This is a genomic window from Photorhabdus namnaonensis (assembly GCF_001684335.1).
Taxonomy (GTDB): Bacteria; Pseudomonadota; Gammaproteobacteria; order Enterobacterales; family Enterobacteriaceae; genus Photorhabdus; species Photorhabdus namnaonensis.
This window is the reverse complement of the sequence record NZ_LOIC01000095.1, coordinates 43997-66072: the sequence shown is the minus strand read 5'-3', so window position 1 is coordinate 66072 and position 22076 is coordinate 43997. Positions and strand designations below refer to the sequence as shown.

The window sequence follows — 22076 nt, the reverse complement described above, 5'->3', positions numbered from 1 at the left end:
AAATATTCATAATAGGGCGCGAATTCTACGCAAAAAAGCTTAAGAAGACAAGTGCAGAATTAGAGCAGATGATAAAAAAACATAGTTGCTGAATTGTCATTTATTTAGACTGTTTTTCGAGTACAATCAAGACACAGCAATAACTATTTTAATGTTAATATGAACACAGCTCTGCATTAAAACCCATAGCCGAAAAAATATGAATTTAGAATCTATTATCAAGCTAACCGCTGATGATATGGCAGCGGTAAATGAAACCATTCTTAGTCAGTTGAATTCTGACGTTACTCTTATCAATCAGTTGGGCTACTACATAATCAGTGGCGGTGGAAAACGCCTCCGCCCAATCATTGCGATCCTGGCTAGCAGAGCATTGGGTTATCAGGGTGATAAGCATATTACTGTTGCCGCATTAATTGAATTTATCCACACAGCGACTCTATTACATGATGATGTTGTGGATGAATCAGACATGCGACGTGGCAAAGCGACCGCCAATGCCATGTTTGGTAATGCAGCAAGCGTACTAGTTGGTGACTTTATATACACCCGTTCTTTCCAGATGATGACCGCTCTTAACTCTATGCGAGTTCTTAAATTGATGTCAGAAGCAACCAATGTTATCGCTGAAGGTGAAGTTTTACAGTTGATGAACTGCAACGATCCAAATATTTCTGAAGATGATTATATGCGGGTGATTTATAGTAAAACAGCCCGATTATTTGAAGTCGCCGCACATGCTTCTGCAATTCTTTCTAACGCCACCTCAGAGCAAGAAACAGCTTTACAAAATTACGGGCGTTATTTAGGCACTGCATTCCAGTTAATAGATGACTTACTAGATTATGATGCCGATAGCGATACATTGGGCAAAAACACCGGTGATGATCTTAACGAAGGTAAACCGACATTACCTTTACTGCACGCCATGAATCATGGTACTCCAGAACAATCAGCACTCATTCGTGAAGCAATTGAAAAAGGTAATGGCCGCCATTTACTCGAAACCGTACTGGTAACCATGAAACAGTGCGGCTCACTGGAATATACCCGTAAACGAGCAGAGGAAGAAGCAGATAAAGCAATAGCTGCTTTGCAGGCGCTGGGAAACTCCCCATACAAGCAAGCACTCGTGGGGTTAGCCCATATTGCCGTACAACGCCTTTCTTAATCGATAGAACAAAACCTGGGGTTAATCTGACTCCAGGTTTTTCTCTGCGTCTTCAACACCTACATCAATATAACCAATAAGTTTTGCCAACCCCTCCCGAAGGATAAATTTCACAATTTTTTCCCTCTCAACTTTAGTTAGTTGATAGTAAGCCTCAATCCAAATTAAGAATGGGTCTTGCCGTTTGTTTGCATAATCAACAGTGCTTTCCCCTACAGATAGCACATTAAGTACATCCTCAGGCAAGCTATTTATATGATATTCAAGAGCCTTGCCCTGAACACCTCGTTTACGTCTATATTCCCATCCTTCCCGCCTTGCCATCAGATTTATTCCCTGTGGCGAAGAAGGAAGTCCAGCAATACCAACCAGCTCTTTAGCTGAATACCATTCTTTTTTCATACTTTTCTTCTCTCTTTGCACCGGGATAATGAAGAAGAATCCAAGTTAGTTGGCGTTTTTAATTTCCAAAAACAGGTCAAATAACAGAAATCTTCTCCAAAAAACTTCTGATACCATCCCGTAAGATCATGGCTGTCACAGCCTGTTTCTCAGATTCTGATAACTGATGGAAAGCACCAACCCAAATCGATAAAGGATCTTGCTTCTGCACCTGATACTCAGAAGATGATTCATGAAGCTCCAGCGCTGCAATGGTCGTTTCCGGGAAACAGGAGTAGTGATACTCAACTGCTTTACCTTGCACACCTCGTCTTTTCTGACATAACCACTCCTCGCGTTTTGCTCTGGCATTAACTCCTTGTGGTGATCCAGGTAACTCACCCACGCCGATTAACTCCTTGGCCGAATACCACTCTTTTTTCATCACGTTTCTCTATTTTTGTAACCAAGTTCAAAAAAGAAGTTTTTAAGAAAAAATTTGGAAATATTTTTAGAAAAATAATGCTATTTTATTTCTCAATAACAGGTTTAAGTTCGTTATTAATCTCATGCGTACCTGTTATTTATACCACTAATGGCATCAAATTTAATAAAAAAAGGATTAAAAATGATTTCAAGGAAATCTGATTGGCATCCTGCCGATATAATTGCAGCTTTACGCAAGCGGGGAACAACCTTAGCTGAAGTATCACGCAGAGCGGGGCTTAGCTCGTCGACCCTAGCCAATGCGCTGTCTCGGCCGTGGCCAAAGGGGGAATGGATAATTGCGAATTATCTGGAAATACATCCTTCAGAAATTTGGCCAAGTCGTTATTTTGATCCAAATACTGGAGAATTATTAGAAAGGAAAGTACGCGAACAAATAAATAATTAGCTAACGAATTATATTCGTTGAATAAAAACCGCCGGTAATTCGCTATACCAGCGGTTTTATTATTTCATAGATATATATTTTTTACTTATAAAATATATAAATTAGTTATTAATAAATTTTTCGCCTAATTCTATATCTTTTCTCAATACATCTAGCATGCCTTCCAGCGCTTTCTGCTCAAAATCACTCAACTGACCAATGTCCAAGCGCTCTTCTACGCCATTTTTACCCAAACGAACCGGCTGAGCGAAGAAGCGAGCATATTCGCCATCACCTTCAACATAAGCACACTCTACAACATCACTTTCGCCTTGTAAGCCGCGGACCAAAGAGAGCCCCAAACGAGCCGCAGCTTGCCCCATAGACAGAGTTGCAGATCCTCCACCCGCTTTAGCTTCAACCACTTCAGTACCGGCATTTTGAATACGTTTAGTTAAAGCAACCAACTCTTCATCAGTAAAGCTCACACCTGGGATCTGCGACAACAGAGGTAAGATTGTCACACCGGAATGACCACCAATGACGGGCACTTCGATTTTCTGTGGTTTTTTATCTTTCAATTCAGCAACAAAAGTATTAGAACGAATAACATCTAGAGTTGTGATGCCAAACAGGCGGTTTTTGTCATATACACCCGCTGTTTTCAGCACTTCGGCTGCAATAGCTACAGTTGTGTTGACTGGGTTAGTAATAATCCCAATCAGTGCTTTCGGACAAGTTTTAGCCACTTGCTCTACCAGGTTACGAACGATACCCGCGTTAACATTAAACAGATCTGAACGATCCATGCCAGGTTTACGGGCAACACCCGCAGAAATCAATACAACATCTGCTCCCTCTAACGCAGGAGTGGCATCTTCACCGGCAAAGCCTTTAATTTTCACTTCCGTTGGAATGTGGCTCAGATCAACAGCCACCCCAGGTGTCACTGGAGCGATATCATATAAAGAGAGTTCTGAACCTGAAGGAAGCTGGGTTTTTAGTAGAAGAGCAAGAGCCTGACCAATACCACCGGCTGCACCGAGAACTGCAACTTTCATCCTGATACTCCTTAAATCGTTTATACTTTAAAATGCTGTGAATTCATCTGGTTAAGAACCATAGATTACTACGTTTTTAAAAACAATCTATTAACAGCCAAATTGTGGACTTACACTCTAATCGTGGGACGCAAAAGTCGCCGTATTCTAGGCAAAATGCTTATCTGTTAATGAGATAACGGACACTATTTTGAAAATTTCCCTATGATTTTACGAAATAATCAGCTAAATACCTTACACCCAACAACAACGCCAAACAATATCATTTGATTAACAATATATTTACCTGAATCACCAACTAAAAAAAGCAAATTTTCATATTCATGTTTTATGAATTTCTATATAACATAAGGCCAATTTCGCTCGGTTCAAACTGGCTATAAAATCATTATTATTGCATAAAAATTCATTTATATGCATAATGAAAGCTTCATAGCTGATTGAATATGGTGAAATATGCGTACTCCCTCTAAACAGGAAGATTTAGTAAAAGCTTTCAAGGCGTTATTGAAAGAAGAAAAATTTAGCTCTCAAGGTGAAATTGTCACCGCTTTACTGGAAGAAGGTTTTGAAAATATTAACCAATCCAAAGTTTCCAGAATGCTCACTAAATTTGGCGCTGTTCGCACTCGTAATGCCAAAATGGAGATGGTCTACTGTCTGCCTGCTGAACTTGGCGTCCCCACAGCCACTAGCCCACTAAAAAACTTGGTATTGGACGTTGATCACAACCATTCAATTGTTGTCATTCGCACAAGTCCCGGAGCTGCACAGCTTATTGCACGTCTGCTAGATTCTCTTGGTAAAGCAGAAGGTATACTTGGCAGTATCGCTGGCGATGACACCATTTTTACCACACCGGCCAGAGGTTTTACGGCAGAGCAGTTACGTGAAGCAATTCTTGGGTTATTCGAACAAGAACTTTAAATGAACGCGCCAACAATGGCGCGATTCATTTTCCCACGGTTATTTTCAGAATCGATCAGCTTTTTTATTCAGTGCAAATAGCAATTTTTTATGAATATCACCAAATCCACCATTACTCATAACCAAAATATGATCACCCTGTTGTGCCTTATCAACAATCATATTGACCAGTGAATCGATATCGGCACTCCAGTAAGCAGGCTGAACACAGCGATCTGCAATTTCTGATACATGCCATTTAATATTAGCTGGCTGAAATAAGAACACTTCGTCAGCACGTCCTAATGCCGGCGCGATCTCATTCTTACTGATGCCCATTCTCATGGTATTAGAACGCGGTTCCAACACAGTGATAATACGCGCAGTTCCACCAACCTTACTACGCAGAGCTTCTAAAGTTGCCAGCATTGCTGTTGGGTGATGTGCAAAATCATCATAAACAGTGATGCCATTCTCCTCACCACGTAGCTCAAGGCGGCGGCGAGCATTAATAAATTCATTTAAAGCACAACAGGCATCTGCTAGCTGGACACCAACATGATGTGCAGCGGCAATTGCAATCAGCCCGTTGCGCATATTATGTTCACCCACCAGCGACCAGTTCACTTCTCCAACAACTTTACCATCATAAAATACCTGATAATTACGGCTGTCTGTGCTGATCTTTTTTGCCTGCCAGTTACCGGTTTCACCCACTAGCTCCAATTCACTCCAACAGCCCATAGACAAAACCTGTTTCAGGTTAATATCGTTATCCGGGACAAGGATCTTACCACTACTCGGCACAACCCTGACAAGATGATGGAACTGTCTCTGAATAGCCGCCAGATCGCCAAAAATATCGCCATGATCGAATTCCAGGTTATTCATGATCAGCGTACGTGGGCTGTAATGCACAAACTTAGATCGTTTATCAAAAAAAGCACTGTCATATTCATCAGCTTCTATTACGAAAAACGGGCTTTCCCCGATCTGAGCTGATGTTTCAAAATTCCCCGGAACACCACCAATTAAGAAACCTGGTTTATAACCACAAGCTTCCAAAATCCAGGCTAACATACCCGCAGTTGTTGTTTTGCCATGCGTCCCTGCAACCGCCAATACCCAACGTTCTGGCAAAACATAATCATGCAGCCATTGTGGACCAGAAGTATAAGGGAGCCCACGCTCCAGCACAGCTTCTACACAAGGATTCCCACGGCTCATAATATTACCGATGATGACCATATCTGGCGCAGAATCCAACTGTGCCGGGTCATATCCCTGAATCAGATTAATCCCATGTTTTTCCAGTAAGGTACTCATTGGTGGATAAACATTGGCATCAGAACCAGCCACTTCATGACCAAGAGAACGTGCCAAAATAGCCAGTCCCCCCATAAAAGTGCCGCAGATACCAAGAATATGAATACGCATTGATTTCCTATTCCATAGTATAAAGTTAGCCACTATTCTAACCATCAAAAGCAAGATAAGAAATGGAATAGCCTATGAATCATCCCTTTCTTTGGCTAAACTGCCCGCGTAAGAGTGCAATAGTCACTCTAAAACCACTATCAAATCACATTCAGGACTTTCGTCATGAAAACATTAGGCGAATTCATCGTCGAAAAGCAGCACGATTTTTCTCACGCTACGGGTGAACTCACTGCATTGCTTTCCGCTATTAAGCTCGGAGCAAAAATCATTCACCGTGATATCAACAAAGCCGGTTTAGTGGATATTTTAGGGGCCAGCGGTGTGTCCAATATCCAAGGCGAGGTGCAGATGAAACTGGACCTGTATGCTAATGAAAAACTCAAAGCAGCACTGAAAGCACGCGGTGAAGTTGCGGGGATCGCTTCAGAGGAAGAAGATGATATCGTTATTTTCGAAGGAGACCGCGCAGAAAACGCAAAATATGTTGTTTTGATGGACCCATTGGATGGTTCTTCAAATATTGATGTAAACGTTTCCGTCGGTACTATCTTCTCTATCTACCGCCGTATTACCCCCATCGGCCAGCCAGTGACTGAAAAAGATTTCCTGCAACCAGGCCATCGTCAGGTTGCCGCCGGATATGTTGTTTACGGTTCTTCAACTATGCTGGTCTACACCACCGGCTGTGGGGTACACGCCTTTACTTACGATCCTTCCTTGGGAGTATTTTGTCTTTCCCATGAGAAAGTTCAGTTCCCACCCAATGGCAATATGTATTCCATCAACGAAGGGAATTACATCAAATTCCCTATGGGGGTAAAGAAATACATCAAATATTGCCAGGAACAAGATGAAGCCACTCAGCGCCCTTATACCACCCGTTATATTGGCTCGCTGGTTGCTGATTTTCACCGCAATCTGCTGAAAGGCGGTATCTACATTTACCCAAGCACCGCTAGCCATCCATCAGGAAAATTACGCCTACTGTATGAATGTAACCCAATGGCATTCCTGGCTGAACAAGCCGGAGGTAAAGCCAGTGATGGCGTCAACCGCATTCTGGATATCATCCCATCCAAACTGCATCAGCGCGTTCCTTTCTTTGTGGGCAGTAAATCGATGGTGGAGAAAGCAGAGAGTTTTATGGCTGAGTTCCCAGATGAGTAATTTCATCGGTTAATTTCGGATAAGCGGCGGGATTTTTCGTCGCTTTTTTGATTTTAACTAGTTACTTTATTACTGATTGGTGACCACCTAACAGATCACCTTCAATAAAATGGCGACTACACAAAATCGTGCACAAACTAAAGGAGTAGTCACCACTTCTGTCAGATATGAAAAATTCTCCCATCCCCAGTTGGGAGTTCTACGGTTAGGCTAAGTTTGCCTCCCATAGCTTCAACATAACGCTTTAACGTAGCCAGTTTTATATCGTTACCCCGTTGTTCTATTTGCGTAATTGCAGGCTGACTAATACCTAAACTATCCGCCAGTTTTTTCTGAGAGATATTCAGCTCTTCTCTCATCAGTTGCAAACCAGTTTCTAAAATCATTTCATCAGCCATCTGTTTTATATCTGCTCGATCTTCAACAGAAAATTCTCGTATCTTATCTTTAAGAGTTTTCATTTTTACCCTCCAAACTCGCTAAGTGAGCTTTATACTCAGCATCAGCCACCGAGATCATTTCTTTGTAAAAACGCTTTTCGTTCCCTGTCTTATCACCAGCACATAGAACAATAGCTCGTCTTAATGGGTCAAAGGCAAAAAATGCTCTTATTGGCCTCCCCTTACACTGAATTCTTAACTCTTTCATATTGTTAAATTTTGAACCATACAAAGAGTCAACAACAGGACGGCCTAGTTGAGGACCAAACACTTCTAACACACTAAGGTCTGCCAATATTTTTTTCTGGGTACTGATATCTTGCTCATCAAACCAATCTTCAAATCGACGAGTTAAAATTATAGTCCACACAACAACCTAATAAGTCATGACTTATGACAACATAATATAATCCACAACTTATATATCAATATGTAAATACAAAAAATGCCCTATACAGAAGCTAACTGCACCTTTGTCATGTGTGGTAATGAGCATGTCACTGGTTATTATGCTCTCGCCAGTGGCAGTGTTAAACGACCTTTTGTTCTAGGTTTTATAGTGACTGCACCACGGGGCTATCATCAAACTCAGAGACAGCATTTACCAACAAGCTACTTGTCAGAAAAATGGAGAGTACTTTAAAAAATGTTTTGGCTATAATACTCCCCACTCTATTCTGGTTTGAAATAAAGGAAACTTTCATGAGCCTGAACTTAGTACCGGCAGGAAAAGAACTGCCTGAAGATATCTATGTCATTATTGAGATCCCTGCAAACGCAGATCCAATTAAATATGAAATTGATAAAGAATCCGGTGCGCTGTTTGTAGACCGTTTCATGTCTACCGCGATGTTCTATCCATGCAACTATGGTTACATCAACAACACTTTATCTCTGGATGGTGACCCGGTTGATGTTCTGGTTCCGACGCCATACCCACTACAACCAGGCTCTGTGATTCGTTGCCGTCCGGTTGGTGTTCTGAAAATGACTGATGAATCAGGTGAAGACGCGAAACTGGTTGCAGTGCCACATAGCAAACTAACCAAAGAGTATGATCACATTAAAGATGTGAACGATCTACCAGAACTACTGCGCGCTCAGATCACTCACTTCTTTGAGCGCTATAAAGATCTGGAAAAAGGTAAGTGGGTTAAAGTGGATGGTTGGGATAATGCCGAAGCTGCTAAAGCAGAAATTATCTCCTCTTTCGAACGTGCCGCTAAGAAATAGTTTTTTCCTGTTTGAATAATTAAAAAACCTCTGGGAAACATCACCAACAGAGGTTTTTTAATACCATACTCCCTTTTTATTACAAAAGAAGGCTTTTTATTTACTCTTCCACATGACGCTTCAACCAGTCACCGCTTTTTATCCGCCGTAAACCAGTTATTGGAAACTGATAAAGATATATCCATGCATTGCCATACGGTGTCTGAATCAATTCCCTTAGATACTCCCGCGAATTATCTTTCAAATCGTCTAATTCTGTCAGGATAGTAGAATTGATTCGATATACCTCACATTCAATACTTCCGTCACCACGGACAACCGCAGGATAATGCCCAAGGTCATATAGCTCATAGCCTTCCAGCCGATGATCACCTAACCATTGAGCATCGGTCATCCAGTGATGATTGCCCTGTTTGCGCCGTAAGCTGCCATAAACAATAATTCGCATTTTTAAAACTCAAACTGATAGAGCAAATCCAATGTCTGATCAATACCAGACACCGCTTCCAGATACAATCTAGGCATCAACCTATAACGTAAGGTTAATGTTGCCAGTGAATCAAATATACCAACACCATACTTAACTTGCAGATCTTTTGTAATCTTCCCGCTAACAACTACCTGTGATTTATCACCAACCCCCTGAGTATCCAGTGCTAAGTCGGAAACACCAAATATTTCACCGATCTTACCCACCAACTGACCACTCTGTGCAACCCCCAAACCTATTAATATTGCCGTCATCTGTGAGTTGTCCGAGTTACTATTCTCTAACCCTTCACCACGCAACAGATAAGAAAGCGCTTCCAATTGTGATCTAACAGGCTCTGAAAAAATTTCTACTTTTGGCTGATCCGCCAAACCGGTCACCCTTACCCCTGCAATAACCTGCCCATCGGTAGAATCTGGATTACGAATAGCCTCAATATTCAGCAATGGCTGATCAGGTGGACCGGAGAACATAATCAGCCCTTTGCGAACAATCAGATCCTGCCCATAAGTATGGAAACGACCATCAAGAATATCAACTTGACCATTCAAACCCAGTCCCTGTTTATCTTGAACAACCTTCAAATCGCCTTTAAGTTGCGCTTTAAGGCCGAAAGCACTGAGACGAACATCGTCTCCTATATGAATCGTCAAGTTACTTTGAATTGGGATCGACGCTTTTTTCTCTTGTAATGGCTGAAGATTCTCATTCAATATAACTTCATCCGGTGAAACCTCAACTGTCGCTTCTGGTAACTCCTTTACAGTAATACGCGCCCAAGGAATACCAACGCTACCATCCAATTTCAGCAACTGCGGAGAAGCTTCAAACACCAGATCAGGGCTAACATCAATTTTCACCATTGGTGGAAAAACCACTCTTAACTTGTCACCATTAGCCGCCACTCTCGCATGCCATGCATCCACATTGCGCCAGTCTGCATCACCATCCAAGTTAAGTTGCCCTTTCGGAGTTTTGATAACTCCTTCAAGAACAGAGCGTATTCCATCAAAATTCACACCAATTTGCCCTTGAGTAATATCAAATGGCATCCAGTGACCTGAAACTTGCAATGCACCTAAGTTCAACCGGCCAAACAATAATGGATTTTTGACATTACCACCCAGACGCATGTTAGCATTCAAATGACCTTCCGCCTTATCACCGTTCCCTAGAATCGGCTTGATTAACGCCAATGAAATATCCTGAACATCGACATTACCCGACAGCTTACGGCTCCCTGCAAGATCAGCAATCTGAACGTCACCGTTAAACTGACCATTTCCCATAATCTTAAACAACCAATTCAGCTTTGCTGTGCCATTCTTCAAGCCTGCATTGAGTGTCAGCGTCTGGAAATCTACCGGTAACGCAGTACCATCAACCATCTGCTTAACCCGCACCCCATCACCACGCAAAATAACATTGGCCTGAGGTAATCCTCCGTCCGCACTCCATTTAACATCAGCATTGCCACTGAATACACCTTTCAAATGTGTTTCAGGCCCCAGTAACGGCTGAATCATAGCAAGATCAAAGCGTTCAAGAATAAGGGATGCGCTACCGCTGGCACCTGCTTCAATGAGTTTAGGTACGCAGAGCCGCGCATGTGGATTCAGCCAACAATGCGTGCCCACAGTAACTTTCTGTTGTTGATTAAAATAATCGAGAGTTATTGCTTTAGTTAAACGCCATTCTCCAACCGGGGTGTCAAAACGGGTATTGTCTATGCTACCTTTCCATCGCTGTTGCTTACGATCAAAACTACCATTAAGCGAAAGTTGACCAGCAATCGGCTCACCGTCGACCTTCAATTGCAAGTTGTGCTGTTTTTCATTGCCCTTTGCATCCAACGTCAAATTACGGACAATCAAATCTGCCTGTTTTAACTGACTGACTTTAACAGCAAGATCCCCGTGGATCTGTTCATCAGAACGTACATTCCCCTTTACACTCACACGATCAATGCGCAAATCCTGCCACTTCAATCCATTGGCATTGAGATCAGCCAAAAGCTGAGGTGCTTGTATATCACCGCGCAGTTTCAACGTCCCGTTCACAACACCGCCAAGCCCCGGTAATATGCCATCCAGCTTCGGTGCATTGATATCGCCATCCAGTTTCCACTGTTTAGACAACTGGCCCTGAAAACTCATTTTATTACGCCCTAAAACCAGCTCAAATTGAGGAATATTCCACTGACCAGCCGCGTTACCAGAAATCTTACCTTTGGCTTTTACTAAGTTCTGTTTTACGTTGCCGTCCAGCATAATTTCTGGGATCTGGAGCTGCCAACTACCACCGTGTAAACTGCCACGGGTAACTACTTTTCCCTCTATTTTGGCAGGCCATTCCGGCCACTGTTTAGCGGTATTGATCCCGGAGAGTGTCAGTACCGCATTCCAACTTACCGCCTTACTCCAATCCGCCACGCCTGCCAATTCAGCTTTTCCTTGCAAAGCAGATAGGCGTAGACGAGTCAACTTAAACTGCTCTTCATTGCCTTTAGCATCTAACACGAGTAATGCCGGTGGAATTTCATTTCCCTTAATACCGGAACGCAATGACAGATCATAGCCACTGGCCTTACCATTCAGACGCATTTTTATGCCATCAAGCTGATATTCAGGCGTCCCTGTTAAAGGCCAACTCAGTTGCTGACTTTCAAACGTCATCCGCACTGGCAAACCTGTCTTCGCCAGTTCCGCTTGAGCATCAAGTTTAGCACTGACAGGACCAGACAAATTCAGCCCCAAACTGAGTTGCTCCAGTAAAGCGCCATTAAGTTTTACATTAACCTTTTGCCCCTGGATCTCTTGTCGACTTAATTCACCTTTTATTAGCAATTTTATCGGCCACTGCTGCGCCAGAGTTGCGGAACCATTAACGGCAAGAGAACCTTCCGGCATTTTAACATTCAATTTATTGAGCTGAATCTGCTGTCCCTGATTGCTGAGTTGCAGTAAAAACTCATTGATTGTGATATTAGTATCACCCGTCAGCCGTAATTGCTTACCACTGATCCCTGTAACAGTCATATCCAGTGGAATAGGCACTTCTGGTAACGTTGCCAATAGCGGTTGGGAGAACAATTTTTTCAGGATTTCCGCCAACGATTTTTCCGGTTCACTCCCTCGTTTCGCTTCCTCTTCTGCTTCCATCGTTTTCAGCCGTTCAGGGGGAATTTTTGGCAGTCCCACCAGCAATCCATTAATTTTCGTTGGCTTAAGCGTTAATGCTTTTTGCTGCCAATGAGCTGCGGTCCTAAATTCATCAAGAGCAAATAGCGTATCATTTACAGTGACAGTGACATTTTTAACAGATAGCAAATCAAGTGAGACTGGATACGGCGTCCTCAGTTCAGTCAAAGGCTCTGACTTTGGTGATGGTTCTCCCGCAGGGGGCAATTGGCTAGTATTAATCGCCACTTTTACGCCTTCCGTCGTCAATGCATTAATACATAACTGACTATTTTTCAGACAAGAAAGACGCAATGAAAGGTGGAGTTGATTGACATTAACATTCACACCGGACATTTGATATTTAACGCCTTTCAGAGTCAAATCACGCCAACCACCACTGACGCTGGCTATATCTAGCCCCGGTACCCAACGGGCAGCACTATTAATCATAAAATGCAGGCCAGATTGCGTTCCAACCAACCCAGCGACAACAATAACCAACAAAGTCACCATCAGCAGAAAAGCAATACTGACCTTTTTAATCCATCTCATAATTCAGATCCTAACCCGATGTAAAACTGGATATTACGGGATTCTGGATCCCCTATTGGTCTGGCAAGGTCAAATTTAATGGGTCCGACCGGAGAAGCCCAACGCACACCAACACCCACGCCGGTTTTAAAATTGCTCTTTCTAATGTCATTAATGGCCTCGCCGATATCAACAAAAACAGCACTCCACCAATTACCCGTGACGTTATATTGGTACTCGAGCGAACCCACAACCAGTGCGGATGCACCGGTCAATTTTCCTTTATCGTCTTTAGGGGAAATTTTCTGATATCTGTAACCGCGGACACTATGATCACCACCAGCGAAAAAGCGTAAGTCAGGGGGAACTTTTTCGAACGCGTTGGTTTCTATCCAACCCAAATTACCCCGAGCGACAAAACGGTGATTATCCCAATAAGTTCTGATCCAAACGTTTTGCGCCTGTAGCACCAAGAAATCAACATCAGAACCCCAAAGGGTATCGGAGATATCAATAGAATAGCGCTGGCTATCGCCCCAATAAGGCATCGTCCCTCCACGTTGGCGAATACGGCTAACATTTGCTCCTGGGTACAATAACATTGCCGTATTGGTGACATTAGCCTGAGTAAAATGGCTGAGACTCCAACGCATATTGATCCCATACTGCCAACCTGTTGAAAGATCCCAATTACGGGAAAGATTTACTGTCGCGGTATCTGATACGGTATCATTGATATCTTTACGCTTATAACCCGTCTGCAATGCGTAATATTGCTCTAACGGGTTTACTTTCAGCGGCATTTTATAGGTGGCATCAATAACCTGTTCAGGTGCAGAAAGGTTGATGCTGGTACTAAGGCTGTGCCCACGGGAATTAAGCCAAGGTTTTGTCCATTTCGCCTTTATCCGTGGCCCTACATCAGATCCATAACCCCCACCCAGTTCAATATAGTTTTTGGAACGTGGGGTTAATACCGCTTCAAGAGGAAGTATTCCGTCACCATTTTTTCTCGCGGTATTAAAATCCGGTGTCACTACCGCTGAGTTAAACCAGCCAGTTTCTGCTAACCGCCGATTCAATTCGGCCAATTGTTCAGAGGTATAAAAATCCCCTTCTTTGAACGGAACCAGAGGGTTCAAATAATCTTCGCGGATCTGGGAACCACGATAATATATCTGACCAAAGTGATAACGCTCACCGCTATTAAAAACAAAGTCCCAGAATGCCTCATGTCGCTCTTTGGAAACACCCAATTGGCTCTTTTTCATAACAGCGTCAAAATAACCTTTCCTAATAGCAAGCCCGGTCAGAGAACCTTTAAGGCTTTCATATTCATCATGATTAAGAACCGTTCCTTTCTTTGGGCTTTTGCTTTTTACCAGTTTGGCATAATCTCCATCTGTCTTTGCCCCACCTTCCAAAACAACATTAACACCGGCGATTCGCACAGGTTCACCTACGGTAACTTTTGCCGTTAATACCGAGCGAGCCGGCGGTTTATTTTCCTGATAGGTAAACTCGATAATAGGTTCATAATAACCAAGCGGGCGCAAGCCTTCACGAATCGCTTTATCTACACGAGATCGGAAACGGCCATCTGGTGCAACTTCATCTGTACTGATAGTGGAGAGATGAATTCGGGCATTTTTCTCTAAACTGCCTGTTAGTCCCTCTATTTTCAGACGAAGATTAGCGCTATAAGCAATGGGAGAGGCGATAGACACACAAAGAAAGCATAAAACGGGGTATCTTGACACGCGAACTCCTAACCTGATCGGAATAATTTGACTATAATAAATTTATCTTGAGTAAAGTTTATAATATATACAATCTATTAATGTCTGAAAACTTAATAATTACGGGAGTGAATTGTGCCAACAGCTAATAAAAGCCTATCTATTGATCCTCAAAGCGCATTACCAGGCAGAACCGAGCCACTTAAGGTTTCACCTAATCATGCTGTTACTGATCATACGATAGAACCTGTTCCAGAAAATATGGAAGTTGCCTATTTTGGTATGGGGTGCTTCTGGGGCGTAGAACGCCTATTCTGGCAACAACCTGATATTTACACCACCTCCGCAGGTTATAGCGGCGGTACAACAGCGAATCCAACTTACGAAGAAGTTTGTAGCGGCCTGACCGGACATGCTGAGGTTGTTAGAATTGTTTACGATCCAGCAAAAAACAGCTACGAAAACTTATTAAAACTGTTTTGGGAAAACCACGATCCCACTCAAGGGATGCGCCAGGGCGGGGACATTGGTACTCAGTATCGCTCCGTGATTTATACCATGTCACCTCAGCAACATGAACTGGCATTAGCCAGCCTTGAACGTTTCCAACAAGCAATGCAACAACAAGGGGATAATCGCCCTATTACAACGGAGATTACAGAAGCGGGGCCATTCTATTTCGCTGAAGACTATCATCAACAATATCTATTTAAAAATCCTGAGGGGTATTGCGGACTAGGCGGTATTGGTGTTTGCCTGCCCCAAATGAACAAAAACTAGCCGTTGTGTTTTATTAATGTTATAATTGGCAATCTAATTAATAGTTTTATAAGTGCTTGTTATCACTTTTTATTTTATATGATTTTTATTGTTTCCTCCGGTGCTCTTCTAAATGACAGCCTACCCTACCACCGGAGGTAAAACACGGACCCCATATGCTAAATAGTCTCTTAATAGTGTTTCTATTGTGCGCGATAAGCGCCTTTTTTTCGTTATCTGAAATCTCTCTTGCTGCCTCCAGACGAATCAAACTAAAACTGATGGTCGATGAGGGTAATGTCAACGCAGCTTATGTCCTCAAATTACAAGAAACACCGGGAATGTTTTTTACCGTGGTGCAAATCGGCCTAAATGCAGTGGCAATTTTGGCAGGTGTTGTCGGTGAATCCGCATTCTCCCCTTCACTGAAAGCTTTTTTCATGAAATTTATGCGTCCTGAATGGGCGGAACAGTTGGGTTTTATCTGCTCATTTACCATTGTGACCAGTATATTCATTTTGCTCGCAGACTTGACACCAAAACGTATTGGCATGATCAAGCCTGAAGCTGTCGCAGTGAAAATCGTAAACCCAATGCGTTTCTGTCTGACAGTTTTCCGTCCGCTAGTTTGGCTATTTAATGGCCTGTCTGATCTTATCTTTAAGATTTTTAAAATTCCGACAACGCGTAATGAAAACATCACATCTGATGATATTTTTGCGATTGTGGAAGCAGGAGCTGTTGCTGGTGTGCTGCGTAAACAAGAGCATGAACTGATTGAAAACGTGTTCGAACTCGAATCCCGCACAGTGCCCTCTGCCATGACCTCAAGGGAAAGTATCATCTACTTCGACAAGAATGAAAGTGAAGAAAGTATCAAACAACAGGTTTCCAACCAGCCACATTCCAAATACCTGATATGTGATGGAGATATTGACCACGTTATCGGTTATGTGGACTCCAAAGACCTACTCAACCGTGTCTTGAGTGGTCAAAGCCTAAGCTTCAACAAGGGAGTCCAGATCCGCAACGCGCTGATCATTCCAGACACTTTGACGCTTTCCGATACTTTAGAAAGCTTTAAAGCGGCGGGTGAAGATTTTGCTATTATCCTGAATGAATATGCACTGGTAATGGGTGTGATTACCCTTAATGATGTTATGACCACTCTGATGGGTGATTTAGTCGGCCAAGGGCAGGAAGAGCAGATCATCATCCGTGACGAAAATTCATGGTTAGTAGAAGGGGGAACACCTATCGATGATGTACAGCGGGTACTGGATATTGATGACTTTCCTGATTCAAGTAACTATGAAACCATTGCAGGTTTCATGATGTTCCGGCTGCGCAAAATTCCAAAGCGTACAGATTCAGTCAAATTTGCTGGTTACAAGTTTGAAGTTGTCGATATTGATAACTACAAAATCGATCAGCTACTAGTCACAAAAATCACTGATATTCCCACCGCGACGCCAACGCAAAACCTACTTATCAGTGATGATAGATAAATAAAAACGGCCTATTCTTGAGTCAAGGCCGTTTAGTATTTTCGTGTTAAGCGCCACTCATTGTTATTTTTGTGGCGCTGATTACATCAGTATGATGTATGCAACCCGACTCTTTTTCGTTATCTATCCTATTTCGGCCTGCAAACGTAGCACTTGCTGATTGACTTCGCTCATTACACTAAAATGGCGCTTATCTCTCACCTTCGGTGGTAAAATTTTGCCACAGTCGAATTCAAAAGCCCCCATATCTTTAATGTATAAACGTCCACGGAATAAAGTTTTAACGTAGAGAGCAATTTTCAGTGGGTTATATCGGTGAAAAATTTTCATCTCTGCTTTTTTCCTCCTAAGTGCTTCTTACGGTTACGTTTGGTGAACCAACTCCATACACGATACCGTTATGTAGAATAATAGACTGAATTTATCCGATTTTGTTCCCTCCATTTTTAGTTTTATGCACCGAATTTACATAAAATGACAGATATTTAGATATACATAACTATGTAACTTTATCTCTTACTTAATGTTAAAAATTTGATCTTCTTTAAAGAGATAAATCAGTTAATACCCGCTATGCTAGAGATCCATGTATTGTCACATTAACCTACAAAGGAAAAATTATGATAAAGAACTTTATGCTATATGCTGCGCTACTTTGTTCTCCTGCTTTAGCATTCGCTCACAACATCACCCTGGAACAGCAAGTTCCTTCGATCAATGTCTCTGATAAAGGTGAGCTGCTACTCAATAATAACAAGTTTAGCTACCAAAATTGGGATAGTGGAAAACTGATTGGTAAAGTGAGAGTCATACAACATATTGCAGGTCGTAGTGCCGCTAAAGAGATGAATGCTCCACTGATAGAAGAGATAAAACGCGCTGATTTTTCAAAAGAAAAATACCAAACAACCACCATCATCAATGTCAGTGACGCCATATTCGGTACTGGACCATTTGTCCGCAGCAGTATTGAAGATAGCAAAAAAGAGTTTCCGTGGTCTCAGTTTATCGCTGACAGCAACGGTGTGGCCAAAAAAGCTTGGCAGTTGGAAGCGAAAAGTTCTGCAATTATTGTCCTGGACAAAAATGGCGCAGCGAAGTTTGCTAAAGAAGGTAAGCTAAACAGTAGCGAAATCAAACAAGTCATTGAATTAGTTCGTAAAGAACTACAGTAAAAACATCTGTGGTGATAACGACTTGCAGGTATGTTTTCGTTTGCCCTTATCACCACCATTCTGCTAAAAAACAAATCTACTGAAAAACAAATCTGCTAGAAAACAACCATGATTAAAAAATCGTTACTCTAAATCCCGGATTTAGGAATGATTCACGAGGTGTATAATCTAGAGTCTGACCTTTCCAATTCGTCACGTGAGCGCCAGCAGCAATGGCTATAGCGTGACCCGCCGCAGTATCCCAGATATGAGTAGGTCCAAAACGAGGATAAAGTTGCGCTTTTCCTTCAGCCACCAAACAGAACTTCAGTGAAGACCCCACAGAAACCGTCTGATGTTCACCTAACTGATTGAGATAATCTTCTAATTCTGTATCCATATGAGAACGGCTAACGACTACCATTGGTGGATTAGCATCACGAATTTTAATCGGCAAGCATTGACCACCACCGACTTTTTTCCATGCCTGCCGCCCTTGCCCGGAATAAAGCGTATCCTGCACAGGAGCATATATGACCCCCATCACAGGAACACCCTCGTCAATCAAGGCGATATTAACCGTAAATTCACCGTTACGATTAATAAATTCCTTGGTACCATCCAGAGGATCAACTAACCAATAGCGCTTCCAATCACGCCTCTCTTCCCAAGAGGGAAGCTCTTCTTCCGACAACAGTGGAATTTCCGGAGCGATACGGGATAATCCGGCTTTAATGATTTTATGAGCTACAATATCAGCCATAGTAACCGGTGAATCATCTTGCTTATGATCAACTTTCAAAGGATGTTTATCCTGATAGATTGTCATAATAGCCGCACCAGCCTCCTGAGCCAGTTGGCAGATTTGTTCTAGCATCATACACCTCTACGGTTAGTCATCTGTTATCATTTTAGACTATATTACCAATTGATCTTTTATTGGAACGGTAAGAATTTTATTACCCTTCTTAAAACAAAAACAACTGGATATACCTGCTCAAGTTACTGACAATCTGATGCAATCGCTGTGATCTTCATGTTCTCACCAAGCACTTTTGCCAATATGATGCCGTCATCTAACCCGTTGTACCACCAACAATTCATTCCTTTAAGTTAAGCATTAAAAACTTTGCGTTAATACCCGCGACTTCGCTGTAAGCCCTGGCACACTACAAGCGCCACTAAAGACAACATGGCGGCTATCAGTAACGCCATAGCTTCCGAGATATGGATGACAGACTCCTCGCTGTGTTGCGTCAACAATGAAAAAAAAGCGACTCCTGCGGCAAACCCGACTTGACGCAACGTGCTGGTAAGAGCTGCCGCCAATCCTGAATTCTCAGGAGCAACATTGTCCATCACCAGCCTTGCCATCAATGGGTTAAGTACTGCCGCTCCCGTACCTAACAACAACAATCCAACCGCCAACAACCAAACATTCCCATCAACAACCGGACTAAAGATACCAGCCAACAGCACCAATCCAACCGTTAACATCAGGAATCCCTCGGTAGCTTGAAGATTGAAACGCTCGGCAATCCTCAATAAAGGTACCAAGGTTAACGGCAAAGAAAGCAATAGCATTGTCATAGCCAGATACAATGCATCAAAGCCCAATTTCACCGCGAAATATTGCGGTAACACCACAAATAAGCTCCAATAGGCGATAGAAAAAATAATCGGCAGAACCAATGAGATAACAAAGGCACCATTTTTAAGCTCAGGTAAACGTGTGAAACTACGCACAGAAAAATGGTGACACAGCCAAACGCTTATTCCCCCCAGAATAAGCAGCGTTGCCTTGATGATAATGCCATTCTGACCCGGAAGCACTCGATCGATATATTGATACATGGTGACCAACAACAGAATCGCCGTCACTGGTAAGGTACTAAACAGAGAAACACGGCTTAACGCCCCACCGGCAGACAAGGTGCGGCCTTTTCTTTTCAACATCAAGAATACAACCAGCCCCCCTAAAGGCAAATTGAGCAACAATATCCATGACCAATCTAACATCCTGATTATCAAGCCCCCCAGAGGTGGCCCCAAAGAAAAACTGAGCCCAAGTATCATTGACCAGGTTTTGAAAACCTGTGAACGATTACCACTCCCCACTGGAAACAAGAGATTCAGCAGTGCCATCGCCGCTGTATTCAAAAAAGCGGCGGCAATGCCTTGAATTAAACGAACAAAAGTAAAACTGCCAAGAGAAACACAACTAACGGACATATAAGAAGCAACAACGAACACCAACAAGGCGGAAATCAGTGTTCTCATGGCTCCCAGACGATCAGTGATTATTCCGGCTGGTAATAGGAAAGCGGCAAAGCCTGCTGTATAAGAAATGCTGAGCCATGCTCCTTCTTTAACACCAAAACCAAGTTCAGTCGCGATCACCGGGATAGCAACTCCTAAGCCAGTTGTATCAAAACCAATCATAAAGGTGACGATCATGATGGCGATAAATATAGCTCTGCATTTCGTATCTTGATTAGAAGAATTCATATAGTCCTATAATGTGAGAGGGTGAATAATAGCCACGCTTTTCCATACATAATTAATGTTTCAGACAACAATACTTCAAGGATCACTATCATCTGAAACATATGACAATATCGTGTCAATTTACCTAAGCAAGAATTGAACCTTCAAAATATTTGACCACATTGCGATCAATCAAGCATTCACACTGTTCATCCATCACACCAAGCGCTGTTACCCACATTTCCTCCATACGTGCCCTTGCCATCTCAGAACCTTTTTCACGTGCCAGTAGTGCTAGCATGTAAGTTGTGCCAGAAACCGTATAACCAGCCATTTTGATTCGGGAGCATTTCAGTGATAGCTCAAGAGGAGATGCATTCATTTCCACCAGGCTTTTGGCAACAAAGGCGTTTTTCTGGGCCATATCCTTAACATCAGGAGAATTCAAAAATTGTTTGCAGGCAGCTTCATTCCTAATCAGGTAACGCAATGAGCTCATCAGATGGAAACTTTCCATCGGTTTAATCACCGAGACATCAGTACCATGCCAAATATCAAGGAGTGCCCACAGATCCATCTCTTTGACATTACCTTGCATGATTTTCTGGCCGGTATTATGGCCTACAGCATCCAAATAAACATAGGCAGTGCTGGTCTCACTATTTTGGGAGAACGAATAAATTTTCGTATAATCCCCCGCTTTACTGATCCCCTTTTTCGTCAACATCACCTCCTCTGGTAAACGCCCCAACGTAACCACTCCATGAACATGATTGCGCGAAAGGATAAAACCCACTTTTTCCAACAAATCATGAGTCTGTTCCTTATCAAAATTACCGTTATTATCCCGCACACCCCATTGCCCATCCTCTGTTAACGCTAGACCAAAAGGATCGACAATCATCTTTACTGGCACGGAACCAATCGAAGTCAATATATTTTGCAGTGTTTCTTCAAATAATATTAAGCCCGCTTCAATATTATTATTTCTATTTGCCGACGAGATAAATCTCAGAGAAATATATTCTACTCCGAGTGTATTAGCGTGAATTATTCGGTTGGCAGCGCTACGCCAACCATAAGCAAAATAACCAGGTATCCCTTTTATCGGATTACGCTCTTCTTCTCCCAGATCAATACTAACATCAATAGCCTGAGCCATTCTTTTCGGAGAAATTCGGTATAGACTTTCAGGATTAATACGACGAGAAAAATAGGGTATTAATGGCGATATTTCAATTGCATTCATTTTCATTTCCTTTATATCAAGATAACACTCCTGGCTTATTAATCGGCCAGACCTTTTCATAATCGTTGATGCAATGAATTAGCCATACTATTCTTCAATATATTTAATAAATCAACATTATCTTTATAATAAAAACAAACAAAACATTGTTTATTTGTCATTAAAGTTATTAGAAATAAAAAATACTTTAAAATGCTGACACTCAGACAAAGGTAAAAGTAAACAAGTACTAACAAGAGAAAGGAGAAAGTGGAACCTAGGCTTGCCAATGCGAAACAGCACTATGATCACAATTAAGATCAGA

At 42.3% G+C, this 22076-nt stretch carries 21 protein-coding genes; 8 read left to right on the top strand and 13 right to left on the bottom strand.

The features are described 5' to 3' along the window. The first annotated feature begins 199 nt into the window (after positions 1–199). Positions 200–1171 carry an octaprenyl diphosphate synthase gene (ispB, locus tag Phpb_RS21705; RefSeq protein ID WP_065392180.1) on the top strand — a complete coding sequence of 324 codons (972 nt, stop codon included), beginning with the start codon at positions 200–202 and terminating at the stop codon, positions 1169–1171. 21 nt (positions 1172–1192) lie between these two features. On the opposite strand, the gene Phpb_RS21700 is transcribed toward ispB, so the two are convergent. Both Phpb_RS21700 and Phpb_RS21695 read right to left on the bottom strand, forming a co-directional pair. Beyond that, a complete protein-coding gene (locus Phpb_RS21700; protein ID WP_065392179.1) occupies positions 1193–1573 on the bottom strand; it encodes a DNA-binding protein in 381 nt (126 codons plus the stop codon). A 76-nt stretch (positions 1574–1649) separates the two neighbouring features. Continuing rightward, on the bottom strand, positions 1650–1997 hold the full coding sequence (locus Phpb_RS21695) for a DNA-binding protein (protein WP_065392178.1): 348 nt from the start codon (positions 1995–1997) through the stop codon (positions 1650–1652). Between the two features lie 183 nt (positions 1998–2180). Between Phpb_RS21695 and Phpb_RS21690 the strand changes: the two genes are divergently transcribed. Then, complete coding sequence (locus Phpb_RS21690) at positions 2181–2447, top strand: helix-turn-helix domain-containing protein (RefSeq protein ID WP_065392177.1); 267 nt, start codon at positions 2181–2183, stop codon at positions 2445–2447. 101 nt (positions 2448–2548) lie between these two features. Here the strand turns inward: Phpb_RS21690 and mdh are convergent, their stop codons facing one another. Then, entirely contained in the window at positions 2549–3487 is a 939-nt protein-coding gene (mdh, locus tag Phpb_RS21685) for a malate dehydrogenase (protein ID WP_065392176.1), read from the bottom strand. 456 nt (positions 3488–3943) lie between these two features. On the opposite strand from mdh, the gene argR reads away from it, so the two are divergent. Further along, positions 3944–4414: a transcriptional regulator ArgR gene (gene argR, locus Phpb_RS21680; RefSeq protein ID WP_036776550.1), complete on the top strand. Its 471-nt coding sequence runs from the start codon at positions 3944–3946 to the stop codon at positions 4412–4414. Between the two features lie 45 nt (positions 4415–4459). Here the strand turns inward: argR and mpl are convergent, their stop codons facing one another. After that, positions 4460–5830 carry a UDP-N-acetylmuramate:L-alanyl-gamma-D-glutamyl-meso-diaminopimelate ligase gene (gene mpl / locus Phpb_RS21675; protein ID WP_065392175.1) on the bottom strand — a complete coding sequence of 457 codons (1371 nt, stop codon included), beginning with the start codon at positions 5828–5830 and terminating at the stop codon, positions 4460–4462. Positions 5831–5995: 165 nt separating this feature from the next. Between mpl and fbp the strand changes: the two genes are divergently transcribed. Further along, a complete protein-coding gene (fbp, locus tag Phpb_RS21670) occupies positions 5996–7000 on the top strand; it encodes a class 1 fructose-bisphosphatase (RefSeq protein WP_065392174.1) in 1005 nt (334 codons plus the stop codon). Between the two features lie 161 nt (positions 7001–7161). On the opposite strand, the gene Phpb_RS21665 is transcribed toward fbp, so the two are convergent. Then, a complete protein-coding gene (locus Phpb_RS21665; RefSeq protein ID WP_049585084.1) occupies positions 7162–7461 on the bottom strand; it encodes a helix-turn-helix domain-containing protein in 300 nt (99 codons plus the stop codon). Then, entirely contained in the window at positions 7448–7810 is a 363-nt protein-coding gene (locus Phpb_RS21660) for a type II toxin-antitoxin system RelE/ParE family toxin (protein ID WP_065392173.1), read from the bottom strand. The genes Phpb_RS21665 and Phpb_RS21660 overlap by 14 nt, the downstream gene beginning before the upstream one ends. A 332-nt stretch (positions 7811–8142) precedes the next feature. Here Phpb_RS21660 and ppa point away from each other — a divergent pair, with 332 nt between their 5' ends. Further along, positions 8143–8673 carry an inorganic diphosphatase gene (gene ppa / locus Phpb_RS21655; RefSeq protein WP_036776561.1) on the top strand — a complete coding sequence of 177 codons (531 nt, stop codon included), beginning with the start codon at positions 8143–8145 and terminating at the stop codon, positions 8671–8673. A 100-nt stretch (positions 8674–8773) separates the two neighbouring features. On the opposite strand, the gene Phpb_RS21650 is transcribed toward ppa, so the two are convergent. From Phpb_RS21650 to tamA, 3 genes are read right to left on the bottom strand one after another with little or no spacing between them, the layout of a single operon-like run. Next, positions 8774–9121, bottom strand: a complete 348-nt coding sequence (locus tag Phpb_RS21650; protein WP_065392172.1) for a gamma-glutamylcyclotransferase family protein — start codon at positions 9119–9121, stop codon at positions 8774–8776. Positions 9122–9123: 2 nt separating this feature from the next. Then, positions 9124–12897, bottom strand: a complete 3774-nt coding sequence (gene tamB / locus Phpb_RS21645) for an autotransporter assembly complex protein TamB (protein ID WP_065392171.1) — start codon at positions 12895–12897, stop codon at positions 9124–9126. Then, a complete protein-coding gene (tamA, locus tag Phpb_RS21640) occupies positions 12894–14636 on the bottom strand; it encodes an autotransporter assembly complex protein TamA (RefSeq protein ID WP_065392170.1) in 1743 nt (580 codons plus the stop codon). The genes tamB and tamA overlap by 4 nt, the downstream gene beginning before the upstream one ends. Positions 14637–14747: 111 nt before the next feature. Here tamA and msrA point away from each other — a divergent pair, with 111 nt between their 5' ends. Together msrA and paeA are read left to right on the top strand one after the other, a co-directional pair. Beyond that, the gene (gene msrA, locus Phpb_RS21635; RefSeq protein ID WP_338046880.1) at positions 14748–15395 is read left to right on the top strand and encodes a peptide-methionine (S)-S-oxide reductase MsrA; all 648 of its coding nucleotides are present in this window, start codon (positions 14748–14750) and stop codon (positions 15393–15395) included. A gap of 155 nt (positions 15396–15550) precedes the next feature. Continuing rightward, complete coding sequence (gene paeA, locus Phpb_RS21630) at positions 15551–16882, top strand: polyamine export protein PaeA (protein ID WP_065392168.1); 1332 nt, start codon at positions 15551–15553, stop codon at positions 16880–16882. A gap of 123 nt (positions 16883–17005) precedes the next feature. Here paeA and Phpb_RS21625 read toward each other — a convergent pair whose 3' ends face one another. After that, on the bottom strand, positions 17006–17212 hold the full coding sequence (locus Phpb_RS21625) for a DUF1107 domain-containing protein (protein ID WP_011148633.1): 207 nt from the start codon (positions 17210–17212) through the stop codon (positions 17006–17008). A gap of 290 nt (positions 17213–17502) precedes the next feature. Here Phpb_RS21625 and Phpb_RS21620 point away from each other — a divergent pair, with 290 nt between their 5' ends. Further along, positions 17503–18057, top strand: a complete 555-nt coding sequence (locus tag Phpb_RS21620) for a YtfJ family protein (protein WP_065392167.1) — start codon at positions 17503–17505, stop codon at positions 18055–18057. A gap of 112 nt (positions 18058–18169) precedes the next feature. Here Phpb_RS21620 and cysQ read toward each other — a convergent pair whose 3' ends face one another. From cysQ to Phpb_RS21605, 3 genes are all read right to left on the bottom strand, one after another. Continuing rightward, entirely contained in the window at positions 18170–18913 is a 744-nt protein-coding gene (gene cysQ / locus Phpb_RS21615) for a 3'(2'),5'-bisphosphate nucleotidase CysQ (RefSeq protein ID WP_065392166.1), read from the bottom strand. Positions 18914–19170: 257 nt separating this feature from the next. Beyond that, positions 19171–20544, bottom strand: a complete 1374-nt coding sequence (locus Phpb_RS21610; RefSeq protein ID WP_065392165.1) for an MFS transporter — start codon at positions 20542–20544, stop codon at positions 19171–19173. 124 nt (positions 20545–20668) lie between these two features. Next, positions 20669–21772, bottom strand: coding sequence for a hypothetical protein (locus Phpb_RS21605; protein ID WP_065392164.1), 1104 nt, complete (start codon positions 21770–21772; stop codon positions 20669–20671). Positions 21773–22076: the final 304 nt, after the last annotated feature.